Consider the following 20,344-nt stretch of genomic DNA (forward strand, 5'->3'; position numbering starts at 1 on the left):
ATCTGTTTCCCTAAATTCCCTTTTTTCTCCAGGAATATAATATTTAGATTTTCCTTTTGATTTAGCACTTAAAATTTATTTAATTTTTAATTCAAATTCTTTTTGTACACTATTTTTTGGCATGTATAGAAATAAGTTTTGTACTCTATCGGTTGTTACAAACATTACATATTCCTTTCCCCATACTTTTTCTATCGTTTCTTTTTGATTTTTTGATTTTAAAATTTCTATAAATTTACCATGTACATTTTTTTTATATTCATTAAAAGATAAATCAGGTTTAGATTTAAATAAATCATAATTGGCCTTATATATTGCCTGAATTCTTTCTGGTATAGAAGAGGCATCAGAAGTGTTGTTACTGTCTTTTATTTTTAATTTTTGAAAATTGAAGTATGGAATTTGAGAAATTTTATATCCTTCATCATTAACATTTACAAAGGAAAATTTTACACCATCAATATTTTGTTTAAAATCTAAAACCACCTTATTATCAAAAAAATCTATTATTTTAAAATCAAATCTTCCAATATGAAAAGATGCTCCTATATTTGATTTATCAATTTTCACATAATCATAATCTAGGGTAATACTACTTCTAAATAATACTTTACCTTTTAATTTTTCTTGGTTCTTTTTAGAAAGGATATTGAAAGATTTTTTTATAGTTTTCGAATTATAAGAATGCGATTTTCCGTTTTTATATCTAGATGAAAATTTTAAACTAAAGTTAGTACTACCATCTTTATCTATTTTAATACTTGTATCATTTGAATTTTTAATTTGATAGGTGTTGATTTTTAATTCAAAAAGATCAAGTACCTTTTTATTTATATAAGCAGGAAAAGACGTATTTAATTCAAGAATTAAATTTGAAAATCCTTTATATTTAATTTCAATTTTTGCATTTTTTGCTATTGTGTCCAGAGCACTTTTTAATTGTTCTGGAGTATGCTTTTTCTCTATCCAAGGAAACGTATAATCCTTATCTAATTTTGAATAATACTTTTGTTTTTTAAAAACTTCAGAACTCGTTTCATACATTGTTTTTTCATACATTCTTATTTGTTTAGCTATAGCTTCATGAATTTCTTGTCCAAAAAGAGTAGTTGAAAAAATGCTTAGTATAATAAAGATTACTTTATTCATTTTGATATTCATTGTTTAAATATAGAGACTATTGATGCATAAGATTAGTTGAGTGGTTTAAACACTAAATTTAACAAATACAAATTGAATACAAAATTTTAAAATCTTTTAGTGAGTAGATTAGTACTAGTAATTAATTTATAATGAGGGTCGCTTGAACGGTAACTATAATCTATGAGTTGGCAGTATGGCAAAGTCAGTTGAAGTTATAGTACTTATAAAGAAACAAATTATGTAGTTTTACATGAGGTTTATGAATGTAAGTGGTAGAACTTTATAAAAGTTATGACGTGTTATAGCAAGTTGTCTTGTTTGCCAATTATAATCATAGAGATGTTGGTGGATTCTCTGAAGTAGATACACATATAGGGTGCAGAGTTAACAAGGGGTGAGTATTGAAATATTGACAATGATTTAATGGCTTTGCCAATATTCTAACACTCTAAAATCACCATTATTATGAAATAAAAAATATCGTATTTTATAACCTAAGATTAAGAAAAGGCTTTACATAAGTTTTTTTGTTGCAATAGCTACTTTTTTGTCAATGCCAATTTAATTCCTAGAGCAATAAAGATTCCTCCAGTTGTTTTATCTAGCCATTTTTTTATTATATAATTTTTTCTTATTGTATCAGACAGTTTAGATGAGAACATTACCAAAGTTAAACACCAAATTGTCCCAGTTGTAACAAAAGTCAAACCTAAAATTAAAAAAGGAAGAAAACTTTGTGAATATTCAGGGTTGATAAATTGAGGTAAAAAAGCAAGAAAAAACAAAGCTACTTTAGGATTTAGTACGTTTGTTAAAATTCCAGAAAAATATATTCTCTTATAATTTACTCGTCCATTATTATTTTTTAGTTCAAAATTTTCATTTGTTTTTGAAATCAACATTTTTATTCCTAAGTAAATTAGGTAGGTAGCACCCACATATTTTACAATTTCAAAAGCTAATGCAGATTTAGCAAGAATTGCAGAAAGCCCTAATGCAGCAAAAAGGCAATGAACAAGAGCTCCAGTAGCAATTCCTAAAGCAGATAACGTTCCTGCTTTTTTTCCTTGAGGTGGTTATTTAATTGTCACCAATTTACACGGTTGTCTAATATTACAATCATTCTGCTAATTCTTTTGCTTTGTTCCAGAGGCTTTTTCCTTTATTTTTTATCTCATCCCCAGTTTTCTTTAAATTTTCTGTACTAGAGTATTTCTCCAAATTTTCCAAGAAATCCTGTAGATTATCAATGGTTTCAAAAATTTCTTCGGTATGAGGTATATTCTGTTCTTTCATTACTTTTTTCCAATCTACTTTAGATAAAATCGAAAACATATATTTTGTGGCTATTTTACTTAAAAAGTATTTATCGTAGAATCCATTAAGTACTTTTCCTGGCTTTCTGTTCTTTACATATTCTATAGACTCGTCTATTTTTTCTTTATCTCCATAAGAAAGTAATTTACTAGTCCTTAATTTGGTTAAAGCAGTAATAGCTTTTTCGCTTTCCTCATTCTTTAAATATAAATAGGTTTCAATAGACCATACAATTTCATTATCTAAACCAATTTCTTTAGTATCTTTTAAAAACATTTCAAAATCTTCCAGGGCACGCTTTTCATCAATTTCTCTTTCCATCATTAACCTGTCAAACCCTCTGAATAAATGATTTAAAGAATGAAAACCTATATAAGTCTGCTCATTATTGAGGTTACCCCATTGAAACATAGCTCTTGTATACGGTAAGTCTACTCCTTTATTATTGTTTAACCAATCTATGTTTCTTGAAATTTCATCTTCGGATAAATAATAGAGGCCCTTTTCAAAAAATAAAAATCCTCTGAAGTATTGTAATAATGTTTTTATTTCAGAATCTGGCAGTAATTCTGGATGTGTTTTAGAGCATTCATAAAGAGACACTTCTTTTCCTAAATCCTTACTTAAAATTACAATAGCACTTAACACAGCATGTTCTATATTTTGAACATATACTTTTTCTTTTCCTTTTAGGTATTCTCTTTGTTTGCTAATAGAATCTCCATAAGTCATATTGAAAGCATCTATTAAAGTTGGAAAAATATCTTCATCAGTCTTCATTATAAAATCTTCCATTTTTTTATAATCGCGATAAATTGATATGTAATCTAACACAGATAAACTTTCTGTATTCTTTACATCATATTTAACTACTTTATTAAAAATTTTATCAAGGTCAGATTTAAAAGATTGAAATTCTGGTGAGATGGTATTTTTTTCTGCGGAAGCTCTAATTAGTATTTTTCCAAATTTGTAAATAGCAATTTTATAAGAATCTAAGTTTTCAACTAGTTCCTTTTTGTCTTTTTCTAGTAATTCTTTATCTGTTTTTTTATCGTCTGAACAACTTAAAATTAGGGTTAATAGGAAAGCTAAAATTATATTTTTCATTTTTGATTTAGACTAATGTTTACTAACAGTACATATAAATATGGTGGTGGCTTAAAAGTATTGCACTTTCAAACTGCTACCAAGTTAGTTAATTGCTTCAACATTTCAATAAACTTGTTACTTACTATTGTTTTTATAGAATGTTAGCACAGGTTTCTTTTTTTGCTTAATAAGAGTATATTTTATTTGGAATAAACATTCTGTTATTCGTACATTCGTAAACGGAACAATCGTTCTGTTATTATTAACTAATACGAAACTAGTATAATGAATAAATTAAATGGAAAAATAGCCATTGTTACAGGAGGTAATAGTGGTATTGGTTATGCTTCTGCCAAAGAATTCATAAGTCAAGGTGCAACAGTAGTAATCACAGGAAGAAATTCTGAGAAAGTTCAAGTAGCTGCCGAAGAACTTGGTGTTACAGGTATTGTAGCAGATGTTAAAAGTATTTCTGCTATTGAAGATTTGGTAGAACAAGTAAAAAATGATTTTGGAAAAATAGACGTTTTGTTTGTCAATGCTGGTGTTTTTCAACCTGCTCCAATTGGTCAAATAAGTGAAGAGTTGTTTGATAATCAAATTTCAATAAATTTTAAAGGAGCTGTATTTACAACAGAAAAATTTCTTCCTATTTTTAATGATGGTGGGGCAATTATTAATTTGTCATCGATAAATGCGTATACAGGAATGCCAAATACTGCAGTTTATGCTGCAACAAAAGCTGCATTAAACTCTTACACACGTACGGCAGCCACAGAACTAGCACCTAGAAATATCCGAATTAATTCTGTAAATCCAGGTCCAATTGCCACACCGATATTTGAAAAAACTGGCTTAGAAGAAGAACAATTAAAAGGTCTTGGTGAAGCTATGCAAAACCGTATTCCATTGAAACGTTATGGGCAACCAGAAGAAATTGCTAAGCTTGTTTCGTTTTTAGCATCTGATGATGCTTCTTTTATTACAGGAAGTGAGTATAATATAGATGGAGGTGCTAATATTAATCCACTTTTAGGGTAATTTTTTTGTAAATATTAGGAATGAGAATTCCAATAAGCTAATTTTGTGGAGGCGTAAAAATACGCTTCCACACTTTTTTGCTATGCCTAGGGTAAAATTATTTGATGAAAAAGAAGTCTTGACCAAAGCAATGAATTTGTTTTGGAAACAAGGATATTCTGCAACTTCTATTCAAGACTTGGTCAATTATTTAGGTATTAATCGTGCAAGTTTGTATGATACTTTTGGTGATAAGGAAAAACTTTTTAAAAAATCCTTTGAGCTTTATCGTAAGCAAAGTATAGATAAAATTTGTCAGTTTTTTGAAAGCCATCCAAATGTTAAAGAGGGGTTTTCTGAACTTTTTAAAGAAGCTATACTAGATAAAGATAGAAAAGGTTGTTTTGCAGTAAACAATACTACAGAGCTTATCCCTAATGACGAAAGCTGTCTAAAAATTTTATCAGGTAATAAACTTGATTTTGAAAACTTATTTTATGAATACCTTAAAAAGGGGCAAATGGCAGGTCAATTAAAGGAATGCAAAGACTTACAGGCATTAGCATCTTTTTTATTTATAATTTATAATGGTATTCTAGTCGTTTCTAAAATCCAGACAAACAAAAAGGAACTAACAAATTCTATTGATTTAGCCTTATCTTTGTTGGCCTGACTCAATGCGTGCTAACGGTTTAAATAAATGTTCATTTTAATGACATTTTTTCAAACAAGAAGTAATAAAGTGATGGATTTATCAGCTATTACTTATAATCTAAAAAAGTACTTGAAATTTATAAACAAAAGGGCACAAAGCGGGATAGCTACCTCTATTTTCTTTGAATCTATATGTTTTACTTTTAACTTTCAAATAAGACCTTGAAAATTATATTTTAATAGGGAACATAATAAAGAAAGCTTCCTTAGAGAGGCTTACATAAAATAAAGTCGTTTTCTTTAAAATTATGGGCTTGCACAACGGTTACCATTGTTAGTGGTAGTTTTTATTCATCTATTAGTCTCCTATGATAATTTATTTGTCCGAGATGATAAGTCAAATGTTTTATCAAATGAACTAATAAGTATTCATTTGTTTCTACTTTAGAGAATTTCAAAAGAGGATAATCGTTTTTCAATTCTTCGTTTGTAATAGAAATCAGTGATTTTTTAACCATTTCTATTGTGGTATTTATACTATTAATCAATTCAATTCTTGAAACATTTCTTTGAGTAAATTCAAGTCCTCTATTTCTTACATAGTCTGTTTTTCCAATTTCTTTTCCAATAAATGTATGTAGATTTCCAATTAAATGTAGCGTTAAATTTCCTGCTGAATTAGAAATATTTTTTTCGATTCTCCAAATATTTTCTTCATTCTTATAAAGTTCTATTTCAGTTATTAACTTGTTTAGTTCACTTTCAAAAAAGGTAATTAATTCGTTTTTTTTCATTTGTTAAGTCTATCAATTTTCATTAATACTCTAGATTCATTTTTTCTCCTTAGTTCTAGGAATTATTCAGAATCTGATAAGTAAATTACTGCTACCGACTAGTGTAAAATATATTTTAATACATTTTTACACATTGTGTCTGTAGTTTTCTATTTTTAAATCCATAAATCATCTTCTTTGTAAACGAAAAAATGTCTCCGATTTATCCAGTAATATACAGCTGTCTTCGATTCTTTTAGTTGATATTCAAGATGTTTTAGACCAGAAAGATTTACTTCTTTTAAACGTGGTAAAGAATTTAAAATTCTAATATCAGAAACAGTTCCTCTTAATAGGTTCAAGTATTCTAATTTTTTTAATGGTTTTAAAACCGTTAAATCATCCTGTTCAAATTCTTCAAAGTCTAAATGTGTTATGTTTGGAGTTTTTTTGAAAATTTCTAAAAAGTTATTAGTTTTTGGAAGATATAATCTTTTAAGATTTGGCATTTCTACTTGAAAATCAATATTGTTAATATTTGGGATTTCTAAAATTTCTAACCTTGGTAGGTTCAGTGAGAGATTTACATCTAATCCTTCTACTTTCAACTCCCTCAAATTCGGAAATTGTTCTAAAGAAATATCAATTCTTCCTTCTCCTTCAATATTTAATCGCTCCAAACTTTCCATTCTCGGAAATGAATTTATTACGTTAATTCCATATTCTATTTTGAGTGATTTTAATTGTTTCAAATATTCATATCCTGTAGCATTTACTTGTTCATATGAAATGTTAAGACTCTCTAATTTGGTGAGATTCTTTAAATCTAAAACAAGGTTTTCTTTATTGTCATCTTCTCCCAAGTCAACATAGAGATATAAGTGTTTTAAATGTATTAGCTTTAAGATCTGAATTGCAGCAGAAATTTCCACACTTCCAATTTGCAAATACTCTAATGCCGAAAATTCATTAATATATTCTAAGTCTTTGAATTCTTCGTCCCAAGAAACCAGTGATTTTAATTGTTTTTTAAGCGGAAATAATTCTTTTAAACTTTGTATACCTAGATCATCAGAATTTGTTTCAATCGTTGACAATTTTGTAAATTCCTTTAAATGTTTGGTTTCTTTAAAGGATGAATCTTGTATGCTTAACGTTTCAATCTGTGAGGCAATAGGTAAAAATGCATCTAAATAAATATCGGATTTTTCAAATATCAATGAAGTTACTTTTGTGAAATTTTCTATAAAATATAATTTACTTTCTTTAAAAGAGTGAAAACTTAGCTTATCAATATAGTTTATAATCGGAAAGAGCTTTTGTAAATCAATAGGTTGCTTACCTTGAGTGATTTCACAACAGATATTTTGATGATTATGTTTTGTAAATTCAGTATTTTCTATTGTTGAATCTGAATCGATTTCAAATCGTTGAAGCTTTTTAAATTTGTGTAAACTGCTAATTGATTTAATATGACAATTAGAGATTCTAAGGTTTTTGATATTAACAAATGGAAGGAAAAAATTAATATTTTCAAATGTCATATCTGAAATATCAAAAATGCTATGGTTTTCAGCTGGGGTCGAATCTACGATTCCTATTTTACCAAATTCTATATTTCTAAAATGAAGTTGATGTAGTTTTGGAAAACAACTTATTTCATATACATTTTCAATTTTACAATCGTAGAAAAAAGCAAATTTTAAACTAGTGCACTTACTTAAAGACTTAGCGTTAAAATAGGTGCTTTCAATTCTAAAGTTAAGTAAAGTGTCGTTGACGGTTATTGGATGATCAATGTTGTTGAAAATTATATTTTCTATTGTTAAACGATATACATTTAATTTCAATAATTCAGACAAGCTTCGAACTCTTGAATTTTTAATGGTAAGACCATAGATTTCTTTTATTTCTTCAAAAGATTCAATTTCAACATCATTTAGGTATAATTCGTGAATTTTTCCTTGACGAATTTCATAAGCATTTTCTTCTCGCTCTCTGTATTGATAAGGTTCAAGTGTTATGCTTAATTTTTTTTCTATTTTTTTTATTATTTGGTTCATTCTTCAATTACAACCAACGTGGTAGTAAACTCAATCTTAGCGTCGTTGATTAAATTGTTTGTATAGCGCTAGCGAAAGCAAACTATTTAATCAATGGAGTTTACGAAGTGTTATGTTTAGTTTGTTTATCCAAAGCTAAGGAATTTTCTTCTTCCATCTGGTGGAGAAAACAAACGGTGTTTCAAAAAAGCACCTGAACTTGGAATTTTGCTAGTATTTTATCAATTGGGAAAATCCGTAAGCAATGTTTTTTAGGTTTTGTTAGATACTTTTTATTTTTTCCATATAATTTCCCCATTTAAAAAATTCAGCTTTGCCTTTGATCAAAATAGTACATTCAGGCAATTTATTTATACTTGTTTCATGGATTTGTAAATTAATTAAACTCTGAAGCATATTTAAGTACTTAACACAAGTATTATTTAACTGTTCATTTTCTTTAAAGCTTAAATATTTAAGCTTTTTTAGTTGTGATAAATATTCAATTCATTGTTGGTAATATTAGTATCCTGTAGATCTAGATTTTCAATACCTATGTTTTCAAAAATATATTTTAAACCAAGATTGTTAAGATTTGTACTTCCAAAACTTTTACATAATTCTATGATGGTATATTTTTCTGTTCGCCATTCACAGATAAGTTCAATTTTCTGTTCCATAGTTGTGGTAGTTTTCTGAGGCATGATAATTTGATTTTTCTTTCAAATTATACCTTAAAAAGTGTAAACGATGTGCTTTTAACATTGTTGTGTATCGTACTTTTTCTGTCTATTCCAAATTTCTACGAACTATTTCTTCTCCTAGTTCTCCAAAATATTCTGATAAGATTTTTTGCCATATGGCCATTCCATTCTCTGAATTTGCAAATAATACTAATCCGTTTTTTGAGTTTTTAAAGATTACAGCTATTGTTTTTGTACCATAATCCCCACCAGTATGCATAAATGCAGTTTCATTATTTGGTAAGTTAGATAACATTTGCATTCCTAAACTCCAATCAATCCCATCTTTTTCATTTGCTTGGACTTTTAAAAATTCATTATAAGTTTTTTCATACAAGCCTGCGCCATTTAAAACATATATTAAAAATTTAGAGTAATCTTCTATTGTCGTTAATAAGTTTGCAGAAGCATTTGCTACATTATACTTTTTATATTCTATTGGTTTTCCGTTTTCATCGTGTTCAACTGCATATTGTGTTTCATCAATTTCATTAGTCCAATAAAAATGAGTACTATTCATTCCAAGTAAGGCAAACAATTTTTCTTGTGCAATTTCTTCAAAATTGCGTTTAAATTTCTTTTCAATCGCTTTACGTAAGTATTCGAAGCCTTCTCCTGAATATTGCCATTTTGTTCCTGGTTCAAATTGAAAAAATAGCTTATTATCATCTGTTAAATACCTCCAGTTAGGGAAACCTGATTGGTGAGACAAGATATGTCTTGTTGTTAGTTTATTTAAATATTTATTATCCTTTATATCTTCATCTATAAAGTATTTTGAAACAGGTTCATCCAAATTCCAGATACCTTCATTAATCAGTTTTAATACAACAAAGGTTGTGATTGGTTTTGTTAAGGATGCAACTTTATATATACTGTTATTGGAAATTGGTTGACTTGATTTTTTATTTCCAAATGTTCGTATTTGTTGAAGACTACCATTTTTAATTATTCCTAACGCTATAGATGGAATTTTGTGTTTCATTAATAGCTCTTCTATTTTTTTGTCTTTATCAAACAGAGGAAGTGCATAATCAGCCTTGAATCTATTACCATAACCTTTTGCAGGTTTATGGTCATAACTCAAAATTCGTTTAGCTTTCCATTCTCCATTTTCTAAAATCCAAGTAGTTATAAATTTTGCATAACCCGTTATATAAATCTCTTTATTTGGTTCTTTAATATGAAAATTATGTTCGCCTTTTTGAATAGCACCATATAATTGCCCATTGTTTTTTAAAGGATAGACTTCAAGGGTTTCAGATAGTAATTTTCGTATTGGTTTATAATTAGAATTATTGCAGATATTTTTTGAAAAAGCGCCATAAAACTGTTCTAAATTTTGAGTACCACTTACGTCATGAAAAAACTCTAAATCTTTGTGAAGTACCTTTTTTAATGCAATGTAGTTACATTTGTTAAAGCCTTCATCAAAAATAAGACTATCCATTTTTTTTAGTTCAATAAATAAGTATGAATTATTTTTGACTTGTGCAATACTGTTTTTAAATGTTAGAATTAATACGATTGCTAAAATTAGTTTGTAGAATTTCATTTTAATTTTGATTGATATTTGAAATTACAAATCTCTTGATACCAATTAAAATATAAGTAAAAATATTACCGACAATTATATGACAAACTCCTGACAAATATTATAAAAAACTGAAATTTAATTTTATATACAGTTTTTGGTTTTTATCTAATTCTCTGGTGTTTCTAACAATTATAAATAGATTGACAATAGGGAAACTGATTAATGACATTAAAAATAATTGCTTGGTGATTCCAAACCATTTAGGGATAAATAGACTTAAAGCAATCACTACAAAAGCAATAATTGTATACAAAATTTGTACAGAAACAATCTGTTTATTCACTTCATTTACTTGTTTTTTATACTTCATAATAAAAAAGGGTAGTAAAATGTTGAGTGGTGGAAAAATGACACCAACTATAGATGAAAGATTAATAAATTTTGAATGTTGATAATTTATAGTTTTTGTATCTAATTCTGATTTAGATGTTCTTAATTCACCTTCTGAAACTCCCAAAGCCTTTGCTAAAACTTTTAAAGTATGTCCTTTGGGTTCTGTTCCTTTTTCAATTCGCTGAATTGTTCTAGTAGAAACACTTGCTTTTTCAGCTAATTCCTCTTGAGTGAGATTTAGTTTTTCTCGATATTTTAAAAGTTTATTCAATCTCTAAAATCTTTCTTTCGTATGGTAGACAACATTTTGTATATGAAAAGTTGCAGATTTGTGGGTACAATTTTTCAGTAAAAAACAAAGATAACAGAAAAGAACTGAACTTTAAGTTTAGCACTTAACTACTATTTTTTATATAGGTTGTGGCTGTTGTACAAGTTAATAAAAATGCAAGATATGGTGCCAGTAGTTTTTTATTTCATTCGTTCAATTAAAATTGGATAAAACTCACTAAATTTCGAATATTTTTCTCTGTTGTTTTCATATTCTTTTAAAATTTCTACAATATTACCTACTAATGAAAATCCAATAGTTTTTTCGTAATCTAAAAGTTCTTTAGCTTTTTCTATTCCAAAATTTCTATTTGCTATTCTTATTGTTATTGCTCTTATTATAAGTTCGTTAAAAAGATATTTCCATTCACTATAAGCTTGGCTTTGTCCATCTTTTTTTAAACTTTCAGTGTAATATTTTTCTTTAATAGTTTCTATTTCATCATGAAATTTTTCCATTAAAGGATTTACAAAAGAATGACCAAATTCATGTAAAATCATATCCATTTCAAGGTATTCTTTTTCAAAATATGGGAGATGTTCAATTTCTCCATTCGGTCCAATTATAGCATAAACTTCTTTTTTTTCATCTGCTATGAATTTTGAATTGAAACCTCCTGAATGAACTAATGGTGAGAGAATTAAATTATAGGAACCTAATTCGCTTCCGTAATATTTTTCTAAATAAGTTGGAAGATGTTGAATAGATTTAGATTGTTTAACTTGATTAATGACTTTCTCATTCAATTCTTTTACTTCGATTAAATATGCTTGAAATAAGGAATCTTGATTAAAGGAAATAAACTCTTTTTTGAATTTTTTAATTAGATAGTCTCCTTTGCTTTCATCAAAAGAATCAGGATTTATGACTTCTCTTACTTTATTCAATTCAGGAAATTCCCCGAATTGTAGAACCCAATCTGTAACGTTATTAAAATTAAAATCGTGTTTTTTAGATAATGTGTCAAATAAAGCTACTGCCTTATGGTTCTTCAGAGCTTTAAAATTATTTTTCAGCTTTGATTTGTAAAGATTGTCGTGATTACTGACTAGAAAGTAATTATCTAAAAATGCTATTGAATAGATGGTTTCTACCCTTTCGTCAATTGTAATGTTTAATTTCGATTTTTGTCCGATACTTGTTAAAGAAGCTAAAAGTAGAATTAGCAAAATAGTTTTTTTCATTAACTGTGTTTTCATATAAAGACTACTTTTTTTAAATTGTTACCCTACTTTTCGATTTATTTGCGCATTGGTTGCTAACTTTTACTTCTGGCAAACATTGTGCCTTACCAAAAATACAACAACCATTCGATTCATCACTTAACTGCTATGACATCATAATATAGTGTTGCTATACGTTTTTAATCTATTCCCAAGTCATTCGTAAAAGAATGATGCATTTCAATTTCACTTAATGGAACTCCAGTTTGATATTCTACTAGTCCACAAATAATCCTTTCAATTTCATATTTACTTGAAATATCTTCGATTGAGATTAATTCATCTGAATTCATTGAAATTATCCAATCCGTGAATTTCCTCAAAGTGTTTTCTGCAACAGGTTCAGTTCGATCAAATATTTTAAACCCTAGAAATTTCACTTCCTTATTAAGAGTCTTGTCCAAGTCTAGGTCAACTAATTCGGGTATTTTGAGTCCAATTTTAATTTCCAATCTTTTCCAGTCAGATTGTAAATCCGTTTTGCTTAGTAAATCCGACATTTTTGTGTTCGGAGTAATATTCGCTTTTTCATTACCGAACTCTTCAAATGCTTGCCTTGTCCGATAAAATACTATTTGAGATAAACACTTGTCATTTGGCTTCAACTTTATTTTTTCGAAAATCGAATCCGCCATTTGTTGAAGAGTAGCAATATTTTCAGCCTCCGCGTCTGGAATCGAAACACCGAATTTATCTTCAAAAGACATTAACAATTCTACTGAGTCTAGTCCCATTATTTATATTTTAGCGCTTTTTCTAATTCAATATCATAACCAATTCCGAACTGAAAATATTTGATTTCTCCATTTTTTAGATCAGTAGCGAATCGTTTTTCCATTTCTTTACAAGTTTCTATTTCAGAGTATTCAGAGTACCTTATTGTTAATCTGAACATATTCATAAATTTGGACAAACAGATATAAGTTTAGAGTAAGACAAATTCCAAACGCTCCTAACATAATTTTAGTCAATACATTCTGCCAATTGCTATTGGAAAAATATAGTCCAACACATAAAATTCCAATTCCAAAGAACCATTTAGAATATTTTAATTCCACTGGATCAAAACTCGCTTCAGTCAATGCATTATTGTGGTTATAATACAACAACACAAAGCCTAAAATAGCTAAAGTCAGAAGTGTATATTTAGTCTTTGAATTCAATTTTTTGAATGTTCGTTAAGATAAATATATGTGTCGTAGCAGGGCAAAATGTTACCTAGCTTTTCGATTTTTCTTGTGCATTGGTTGCTTCCCGAAGCGTCGGGATTCTTTTTGCAAGTATTGCGCCTTACCAAAAATACAATAACCTTTCGATTGTTCACTTAGCTGCTATGATAACATGATACAGTGTTACCTGCTTTATTCTATTCATTGATAACTAATTCCAAAAATGATTTAGCAAAATCTGATGATAATACATCTCCTTTTCCCAATTCAAAAGGTGCACTTAATCCTTCACTATTAGCCAATAGAACTAATGTCAAGTTTTTTTCTAATACTTTTAAATAAAGTCCTGAATATGAATTTGGTTGCCATCCATTGTGCCAAATCAAAGTATAACCTTTATATTTTTGAGTGAACCAACCAAGTCCATATGGTGATATATCTCCATTATTCAATATTAATGGCTGGAATTGTTCTTTTTTAGTACTTTCTTTTACCAATAAATTTTGGTTTATCGCATTGTCAAATTTCATTAAATCTGTAACGGTTGATATTATTCCCGCACCAGCATTTAATTCAAGGTCAGGATATTCTCCAATTTCGAATGTTCCATTACTCTTTATAATATATGGCTTAGCAAGAGATTTAATGACATTTGGTTTAGAAGTGTCTAATTGAGATGATAAAGAATTTTTCAGATTTAACTTTTTTATTATCAAATTATCAACCAATATGTCAAATTTTGATAGAGTAACTGTTTCAATAACGTCAGAAAGCATTCCAAATAAGAAACCGTTATATTTATAGCTTTCTCCAGGTACTTTTTCAGCCGTATGAGATAGATGATGTTTTAAAGTTATGTCATCTCTATTTGGTTGATATTGATTTAACAGGAAAGAGTATTCTGGCATATCTGTATTAAAATATCCTAAAATCCTTTCACAGGAACCTAAATAATCTGGATAATAATCTTTAATCTTCCAATCAAGATTAATTTTACCATCTTCCACAAGTTTCATTAAAACTGCTACGGTAAAAGGCTTAGTAATTGAAGCAATTCTAAAAGGTGTATTTGGTGTTACTTTTATTTGGTTTTCTATATCAGAAAATCCAAAGCCTTTAGAGTAGATTAAAGAATCATTTAATGAAATTCCTACGGCTAATCCTGGAATTGAATATTCCTTTTGGAATAATAAAATTTGCTTTTCATATCTCTTAATTTGATTGTCTGATATACTTTCTTTGTCTTGAAATTTGCAAGATGTTATAAGAGAAACTGTTGTTATTAATAAAATTGTTTTTAGGTTTTTCATATTGTCCTTTTATTGCAGGTAACGGTCTGGTGTATGAGTAGTAGAGGATTTTTAAGCAACTGCCTTCGGATAACAATATACTTTATTTAAACGCAAAAACGGTTCGAGTTTGCACTCAAACCGCTATTGCTGATACACATTGTGACTGTTGCGCGACTCCAAACCTTTTTAGAATCATCATTTCTTATTTTCTAAACAAACACAACTCACTGATTATTAATACTAATTATTTAGGGTTTCGTTCAAGGTTTTAATTTTTTATCAAAAAAGATAGTTGTGCAGCAGTCACCATTGTTGTGCATTGGCTTTTATTGACAATTATTAATTTTTTCATCTATTTGTTGCATCAAAGCCCATAAATAGATATGATAATCTTTTGTGTGGTAACCGAAATCTGCATAATTAGGACTATTTTGCTCTCTTTCTAAGTCGTTAGGCCTTTGGTCGTTCATCAGCGGGTTATGGTCAACACTCAATACAACTTTTTGAACATCATCTCTTTTTTGTCTTACATTATATAAACCATTAAAAGCTATAAAATTAGCTCCATTTCCTAGGCTATAGTTTGCATTTGGTGTTATGTAGTTTTCCAAAGGTTCGCTAGTCTCTCCGTAATAGCTGAAATCTTGCACGAACCAATCTTGGTTTTCATCAAAAGCACGGTAAACAAGCCCACTATTAATCAAGTAAGGGTTAAATTCAGGTAAACTAGGGTTATATCAATAAAATCCTGTTCTTCATCAAAAGAGGCCCAATTATTTATGCAACCACACTCATCTGTTGTAGTACATAATGGAATGTTTTGCCACCATCCACCTTGGTATTTCCCTTCTTGAGCATAAACATAACCCATACCTCCCAGAGCTGCCGTTACTAGTTTATTTCTTAAGTCAATATCATTGTCAAACAAATCACGTAATAACATTCCTAATAAGTATGAGCCTTGAGAATGTCCTGCCAAAATTATTTTATTCCCGTTATTATGATTATTAAGATAATCTAGAAATGCTGCTTTTACATCACTATATGATGTCGCAATTATATTTGCTTGAAATTCTTTATCAATGTTTTCATCACGGTAAACCAAACCTATCGATTGTCTGTATCTTGGGGCATACATTCTACCATATTTTGATAACAGACCACCTTGAGCCAAAATTGTTAGTGATATTATTGTTCCTGGCTGTTCTGCAATGTCTACATTTCCAGCAAATGAGTTATCTATAATTTGGGTAGGATGTACCCAAAAAACATCAATGCCAGTATTAGTATTTGAATTATTTGTTATTTGAATGGTTTGTTCAACTTGTAAATTTTCGTCAATAACATCAATATCCAAATTGTAATTAGATAAAATAGTCGTCTTATTTGGGTGAAATGCCCAATTATCTAAAGAATTATAGTCAATAGAAGACGATGGGATTTGGATTGTTTCAATTTCTTCTTGTTGCTCTGGTTCTGCGGAATCATTTTTTGAACAAGAAAACAATAAAAAAACTAACAATATTAAAACTATATTTTTCATTTATAAATGTTTTTCTATTAGACTCTCTATTATCTAAATGGTTTAACTCAGCTTGTGCACAATGTCTCTTGTATGTTGCGTGCCAGTCGAAGACGGCATATGCACTATATAACTCTTTGTTGTGGGTAGTTTTTATTCAAGTATTCGTTTTTTTAAATCCATTCTCTCGTGTAAAATCCTTGTGATTTCTACATAATTTTCGTCAACAGTTCGATAGAAAATAATATGTCTATTTGCTTTTACTCCAAAGAGATTTTTAGTAATTCCGCTGTAGTTCTTTCCTAAATCAGGATTATTAGCTATTTCTTGGCAATTAGAAATCAACATTTCATAGTATTTGTCGGCTTGTTTTTCTGACCAAACCTCAAAAGTATAATCCCAAATCTTTGATAAATCCTCAACCGCTATATTAGTCAGCTTAAATTTAGCCATTCGAGTGTTTTTTTGCTTTTAGAGATTTAAGATGCTCTTTGGGATTAAAATCGTGAGCAATTCCGCTGTCAATTCCTTCTTGAATAGCATTTTTTAAGGCTACAGTTTTACTTTCTTCTTCCTCTAGAAGCCTTAATCCTGCACGGATTACTTCACTTACATTTTTAAACCGTCCTTCACGTATTCGACTCTGAATGAATTGATCAAAATAATTTCCGAGTGATATTGATGTATTTTTACTCATTTTAATATTATTTATTTCAAAAATACCAAAAATTGGTAAAAAACACAAGTTTAGTGATTACACACAACGTTCTTGTGTATGATTTCGTTGCGTGTTTAAGCAATTAATTTAGCAAATACAAACCAAATAGAAAATCCGCGAGGATTTTCGTAAGTAGGCAAGTACTAGCAATGAATTATACACGTTGTGGCTGTTGCACAAGTTAACAAAAATACAAGATAGAATTAACTGCTTTTAAGTTTGTTAGTTTTTATCTTGAGTTATGCAAGGCAAAAAAGTATACCAAGAGAAGCTTTTTCATGATTTTAAGCTTAGTTCTCGTGTTGCGAAAGAGAATTTTTACCGTCGTTTAAAAGAGGTATTGAATCTAGATTTTTTATATCACCGCACTAAAAAGTATTATGGTTATTCTGGCCAAAAGAGTATTGATCCAGTAGTTTTTTTAAAATTATATTTGGTTGGTTACTTAGAGAATATCATCAGTGATCGTAAACTTATTGATCATTGTAGTATGCGTTTGGATATTCTTTATTTCTTAGGCTATGCTATTGATGAAGAATTACCGTGGCATAGTACAATAAGTCGAACTCGACACTTATTTCCAGAAGCTGTTTTTGAAGAAGTTTTTACTAGAATTCTTGTATTGTGTATTGATAAAGGCATGGTAAGTGGTCACACTCAAGCTATAGACTCTGCTCCTGTAAAGGCAAATGCTAGTATGGATAGTCTAGCCTTAAAAGTACCTGCTCAAGATTTGGAAGGTCATTTGGCAGAGGTTCGTCATATCAGTCAGCGGGATAAGGAAGTTTTTCGTAAAGCAAAGATTGATAAATCTAGTCCAGAACAACAAACAATTACAGCTAGTAAAAAACAGTTAGATAGTATAGGATCTAGGCAAAAAAAATGGTCTAAGGATCAAGATCAAAGACCAGGTGCAGGTAATAAAGGGAGTCGATATACCAGTAACAAAACCCATTACAGCCCTACAGATCCAGATGCTCGTATTAGTGTAAAATCTGGCAAAGCCAGAAAGCTTAATTACCTAAGTCAATTAACGGTAGATACAGCCCATCATGTGATAACAGATATCAAGTCCTATCATGCAGACGGTAAGGATAATCAACAATTAGAAGATATTGTATTACGTGTTAAACAGCGTTTATGGCAACAAGGATTGTTCTGGCAAAATTGTGTAGCAGATACAGGATATAGCAGTGGGGAGAATTATGCATTTTTAGAAGCGCAAAGGTTGCAGAGTTTTATACCACCACATGGCACTTATAAAGGAGGACCAGAAGGTTTTACTTACATTAAAGAAGGAGATTATTATGTTTGTCCAAATCGAGAGGTTATTCCTTTTAAAAAGGTCTTCAAAGATTATCGTACTCAGACCTTAAAGAAAGAATATCGAAGCTCTAGCAAGCAATGTAAAGGATGTCCTTTGGCTGCTAATTGTTTGGGTAAATCAGCAAAGGAAAAGAAATTTAGTGTTACGTATTTTCGTGAAGAATATGAACGAAATATAGCTAGAGTAAACTCTAAACAAGGGAGGTATATGAAAGCAAAACGCCAAAGCACCGTCGAACCTGTTTTTGGTACGCTTACCCAGTTTATGGGATTAAGAAAAATAAATACTATAGGGATACAACAAGCAAACAAGGTGATGCATTTATCTGCTATTGCTTATAACTTGAAAAAGTACTTGAAATTTATCAATAAAAAGGTAAAAAGTGGGGTTGCTACCTCTATTTTCTTTGAATCTATATATTTTACTTTTTATAGACTCATTAATTTTTAAATAAGATCTTGAAAATTATATTTTAATAGGGGAACATAATAAAGAAAGCCTCCTTAGAGAGGCTTACATAAAGTCGTTTTCTTTAAAATTATGGGCTTGCGCAACGGTTACCAGTGTTGGCACACGTTTAATTTTTAATAATCTTATCAGTTAATATTTCAAACATCAACTTTTCATTATCGAGTGTTTTTATTAAAATATGACTTTCTAATTTACTACCCCAAAATCCGTGAGTAATAACTAATGTTGAGTCAGAAGTTTTTTTCCAGATTCCATCATAATTTTTATATGTTATTGGAGGAGTTGCACATGATCCAGAATTCGTTCGAGCAATTAAAATTCCATCTTTTTTAAATTCCATTCCGCTTTTGTCGAGTTCGAATTTTTTGACTTTTTTCCAAGCTCCAGTTTTATTCATTTCAGAAAAGTAACTCCATTTTCCAAGTATTTTATTTTCAAGGTTAAATTCAGAGACTTTACTAAATGAAACAAAGAGAAACAAAATTCCAATTGTCAATATTTTGGAAGTAATTTTCATTTTTTATTAATGTGTTACAACGTCTCTTGTATGGTGCGTTTGCTTCCGAAGGGAGCATATGCAATATACAAATCTTTGTTAGCTGTGGTATTCCTGAAGTGCTTTCAACTTGTTATTTTTCTACCGATACCACAAAAAACCAAGTCGGTAATAAACGTACTTTGGTTTATGACACGTTCTTCTGACAATCTTTTCTCTAGAGTTTCAAGCCCTATTTCAGATACATCATTTATAACTTTTTGTTCTAACATTCTGTCTTTCATCATTTTACCAAGATATGCCCACGGGGTAGGTTGGTTTGGAGTGCTAATAGCTGTTTCTACCCAAACTTTTTCCACGCTTAACCCTACATCGGTTAAAATTGTATTTAATTCTAATCCCATTTTGAGATTTACATTTTCTTTTTCAAGAGTCTTTTTTATTAAACTGATTATTTTAATGTGTTCCGGCATTGATTTCAAGCCGATTGGGGTAAGTGAAAGGTCATTCTCCTGTGCCAAAAATAACCCCTTGGGCTTTAAATAGTTCAATGTCGTTTGAATTGTTTTTTTAGGGTTTGGTAAATACATCAACACTCGCCTAACGATAACAGCATCAAAGCCCGAATAACCAAGTTTAAAATCTTGGTCAAGATTTCCTAAATGAAAGAAAATATTAGAAAGTCCTAGTTTTTTTGATTTTAATTTTGCTTCATTTATAGCATTTTCGTTACTGTCAATCCCAACAATTAATCCGTCTTGACCTATGTAATCGGCAAGTAAAAAGGTTACATTTCCATTACCACATCCTAAATCCAAGACCTTCATTCCGTTCTTTATACCACTGGATTCAATTAGTTTCCTTGTTATGTCTTCTCCAATGCTTGCCATTTTATCTTTATCGTCTTATTCTTGAGTTGATTATATTACAGCTAACGTTAAGTACATATTTTGGCGCAAGCAGAAGTTCTGGGAACTTCGATTTAGCACGAGCGTATAATTTTTTGTTTATTGCTAATTTAATTCAAAATGCAATAAATCAAAATGATATGCGTGGAAAACCAAAAAAGAACAGGCTTTTC

At 29.4% G+C, this 20,344-nt stretch carries 19 protein-coding genes and 1 pseudogene; 3 read left to right on the forward strand and 17 right to left on the reverse strand.

From position 1 onward, the window contains the following. Positions 1–75: 75 nt before the first annotated feature. The 3 genes and pseudogenes from DG508_RS21190 to DG508_RS12985 all read right to left on the reverse strand — a co-directional run bounded on the left by DG508_RS21190 (position 76) and on the right by DG508_RS12985 (position 3,570). On the reverse strand, positions 76–1,149 hold the full coding sequence (locus tag DG508_RS21190; RefSeq protein ID WP_199912784.1) for a hypothetical protein: 1,074 nt from the start codon (positions 1,147–1,149) through the stop codon (positions 76–78). A gap of 533 nt (positions 1,150–1,682) precedes the next feature. After that, positions 1,683–2,198: pseudogene (locus tag DG508_RS12980) on the reverse strand (LysE family translocator); the annotation flags it as partial. A gap of 64 nt (positions 2,199–2,262) precedes the next feature. Continuing rightward, the gene (locus DG508_RS12985; protein WP_108868553.1) at positions 2,263–3,570 is read right to left on the reverse strand and encodes a short-chain dehydrogenase; all 1,308 of its coding nucleotides are present in this window, start codon (positions 3,568–3,570) and stop codon (positions 2,263–2,265) included. A 267-nt stretch (positions 3,571–3,837) separates the two neighbouring features. Here DG508_RS12985 and DG508_RS12990 point away from each other — a divergent pair, with 267 nt between their 5' ends. Together DG508_RS12990 and DG508_RS12995 are read left to right on the forward strand one after the other, a co-directional pair. After that, on the forward strand, positions 3,838–4,593 hold the full coding sequence (locus DG508_RS12990) for an SDR family NAD(P)-dependent oxidoreductase (protein ID WP_108868554.1): 756 nt from the start codon (positions 3,838–3,840) through the stop codon (positions 4,591–4,593). A gap of 82 nt (positions 4,594–4,675) precedes the next feature. Next, a complete protein-coding gene (locus DG508_RS12995; protein ID WP_108868555.1) occupies positions 4,676–5,245 on the forward strand; it encodes a TetR/AcrR family transcriptional regulator in 570 nt (189 codons plus the stop codon). Positions 5,246–5,573: 328 nt separating this feature from the next. Here DG508_RS12995 and DG508_RS13005 read toward each other — a convergent pair whose 3' ends face one another. The 12 genes from DG508_RS13005 to DG508_RS13060 all read right to left on the reverse strand — a co-directional run bounded on the left by DG508_RS13005 (position 5,574) and on the right by DG508_RS13060 (position 16,948). Continuing rightward, the gene (locus tag DG508_RS13005) at positions 5,574–6,020 is read right to left on the reverse strand and encodes a DUF1572 family protein (protein WP_108868557.1); all 447 of its coding nucleotides are present in this window, start codon (positions 6,018–6,020) and stop codon (positions 5,574–5,576) included. A gap of 155 nt (positions 6,021–6,175) precedes the next feature. Then, entirely contained in the window at positions 6,176–8,062 is a 1,887-nt protein-coding gene (locus tag DG508_RS13010) for a leucine-rich repeat domain-containing protein (protein WP_108868558.1), read from the reverse strand. Between the two features lie 464 nt (positions 8,063–8,526). Next, the gene (locus DG508_RS13015; RefSeq protein ID WP_159090813.1) at positions 8,527–8,721 is read right to left on the reverse strand and encodes a hypothetical protein; all 195 of its coding nucleotides are present in this window, start codon (positions 8,719–8,721) and stop codon (positions 8,527–8,529) included. A 109-nt stretch (positions 8,722–8,830) separates the two neighbouring features. Beyond that, entirely contained in the window at positions 8,831–10,339 is a 1,509-nt protein-coding gene (locus DG508_RS13020; protein WP_108868560.1) for a serine hydrolase, read from the reverse strand. Positions 10,340–10,439: 100 nt separating this feature from the next. Further along, positions 10,440–10,985, reverse strand: a complete 546-nt coding sequence (locus DG508_RS13025; RefSeq protein ID WP_108868561.1) for a helix-turn-helix domain-containing protein — start codon at positions 10,983–10,985, stop codon at positions 10,440–10,442. A gap of 200 nt (positions 10,986–11,185) precedes the next feature. Next, positions 11,186–12,244 carry a DUF4932 domain-containing protein gene (locus DG508_RS13030; protein ID WP_108868562.1) on the reverse strand — a complete coding sequence of 353 codons (1,059 nt, stop codon included), beginning with the start codon at positions 12,242–12,244 and terminating at the stop codon, positions 11,186–11,188. Between the two features lie 164 nt (positions 12,245–12,408). Beyond that, the gene (locus DG508_RS21460) at positions 12,409–13,002 is read right to left on the reverse strand and encodes an acyl carrier protein (RefSeq protein ID WP_108868563.1); all 594 of its coding nucleotides are present in this window, start codon (positions 13,000–13,002) and stop codon (positions 12,409–12,411) included. Between the two features lie 632 nt (positions 13,003–13,634). Continuing rightward, positions 13,635–14,747, reverse strand: a complete 1,113-nt coding sequence (locus DG508_RS13040) for a serine hydrolase domain-containing protein (RefSeq protein ID WP_108868564.1) — start codon at positions 14,745–14,747, stop codon at positions 13,635–13,637. Between the two features lie 308 nt (positions 14,748–15,055). Further along, positions 15,056–15,379: a hypothetical protein gene (locus tag DG508_RS13045; RefSeq protein WP_159090814.1), complete on the reverse strand. Its 324-nt coding sequence runs from the start codon at positions 15,377–15,379 to the stop codon at positions 15,056–15,058. Positions 15,380–15,429: 50 nt separating this feature from the next. Further along, entirely contained in the window at positions 15,430–16,272 is an 843-nt protein-coding gene (locus tag DG508_RS13050; RefSeq protein ID WP_108868566.1) for a DUF3089 domain-containing protein, read from the reverse strand. Between the two features lie 132 nt (positions 16,273–16,404). Next, entirely contained in the window at positions 16,405–16,704 is a 300-nt protein-coding gene (locus DG508_RS13055; RefSeq protein WP_108868567.1) for a type II toxin-antitoxin system RelE/ParE family toxin, read from the reverse strand. Further along, a complete protein-coding gene (locus tag DG508_RS13060; RefSeq protein ID WP_108868568.1) occupies positions 16,697–16,948 on the reverse strand; it encodes a type II toxin-antitoxin system ParD family antitoxin in 252 nt (83 codons plus the stop codon). The genes DG508_RS13055 and DG508_RS13060 overlap by 8 nt, the downstream gene beginning before the upstream one ends. A gap of 262 nt (positions 16,949–17,210) precedes the next feature. On the opposite strand from DG508_RS13060, the gene DG508_RS13065 reads away from it, so the two are divergent. Further along, a complete protein-coding gene (locus DG508_RS13065; protein ID WP_108868569.1) occupies positions 17,211–18,746 on the forward strand; it encodes an IS1182 family transposase in 1,536 nt (511 codons plus the stop codon). A 127-nt stretch (positions 18,747–18,873) separates the two neighbouring features. On the opposite strand, the gene DG508_RS13070 is transcribed toward DG508_RS13065, so the two are convergent. Then, positions 18,874–19,284, reverse strand: coding sequence for a hypothetical protein (locus DG508_RS13070; protein WP_108868570.1), 411 nt, complete (start codon positions 19,282–19,284; stop codon positions 18,874–18,876). 104 nt (positions 19,285–19,388) lie between these two features. Further along, entirely contained in the window at positions 19,389–20,153 is a 765-nt protein-coding gene (locus DG508_RS13075; protein WP_108868571.1) for a class I SAM-dependent methyltransferase, read from the reverse strand. Positions 20,154–20,344 lie beyond the last annotated feature (191 nt).

It is taken from the genome of Aquimarina aquimarini, from assembly GCF_900299535.1.
Classification (GTDB): Bacteria; Bacteroidota; Bacteroidia; order Flavobacteriales; family Flavobacteriaceae; genus Aquimarina; species Aquimarina aquimarini.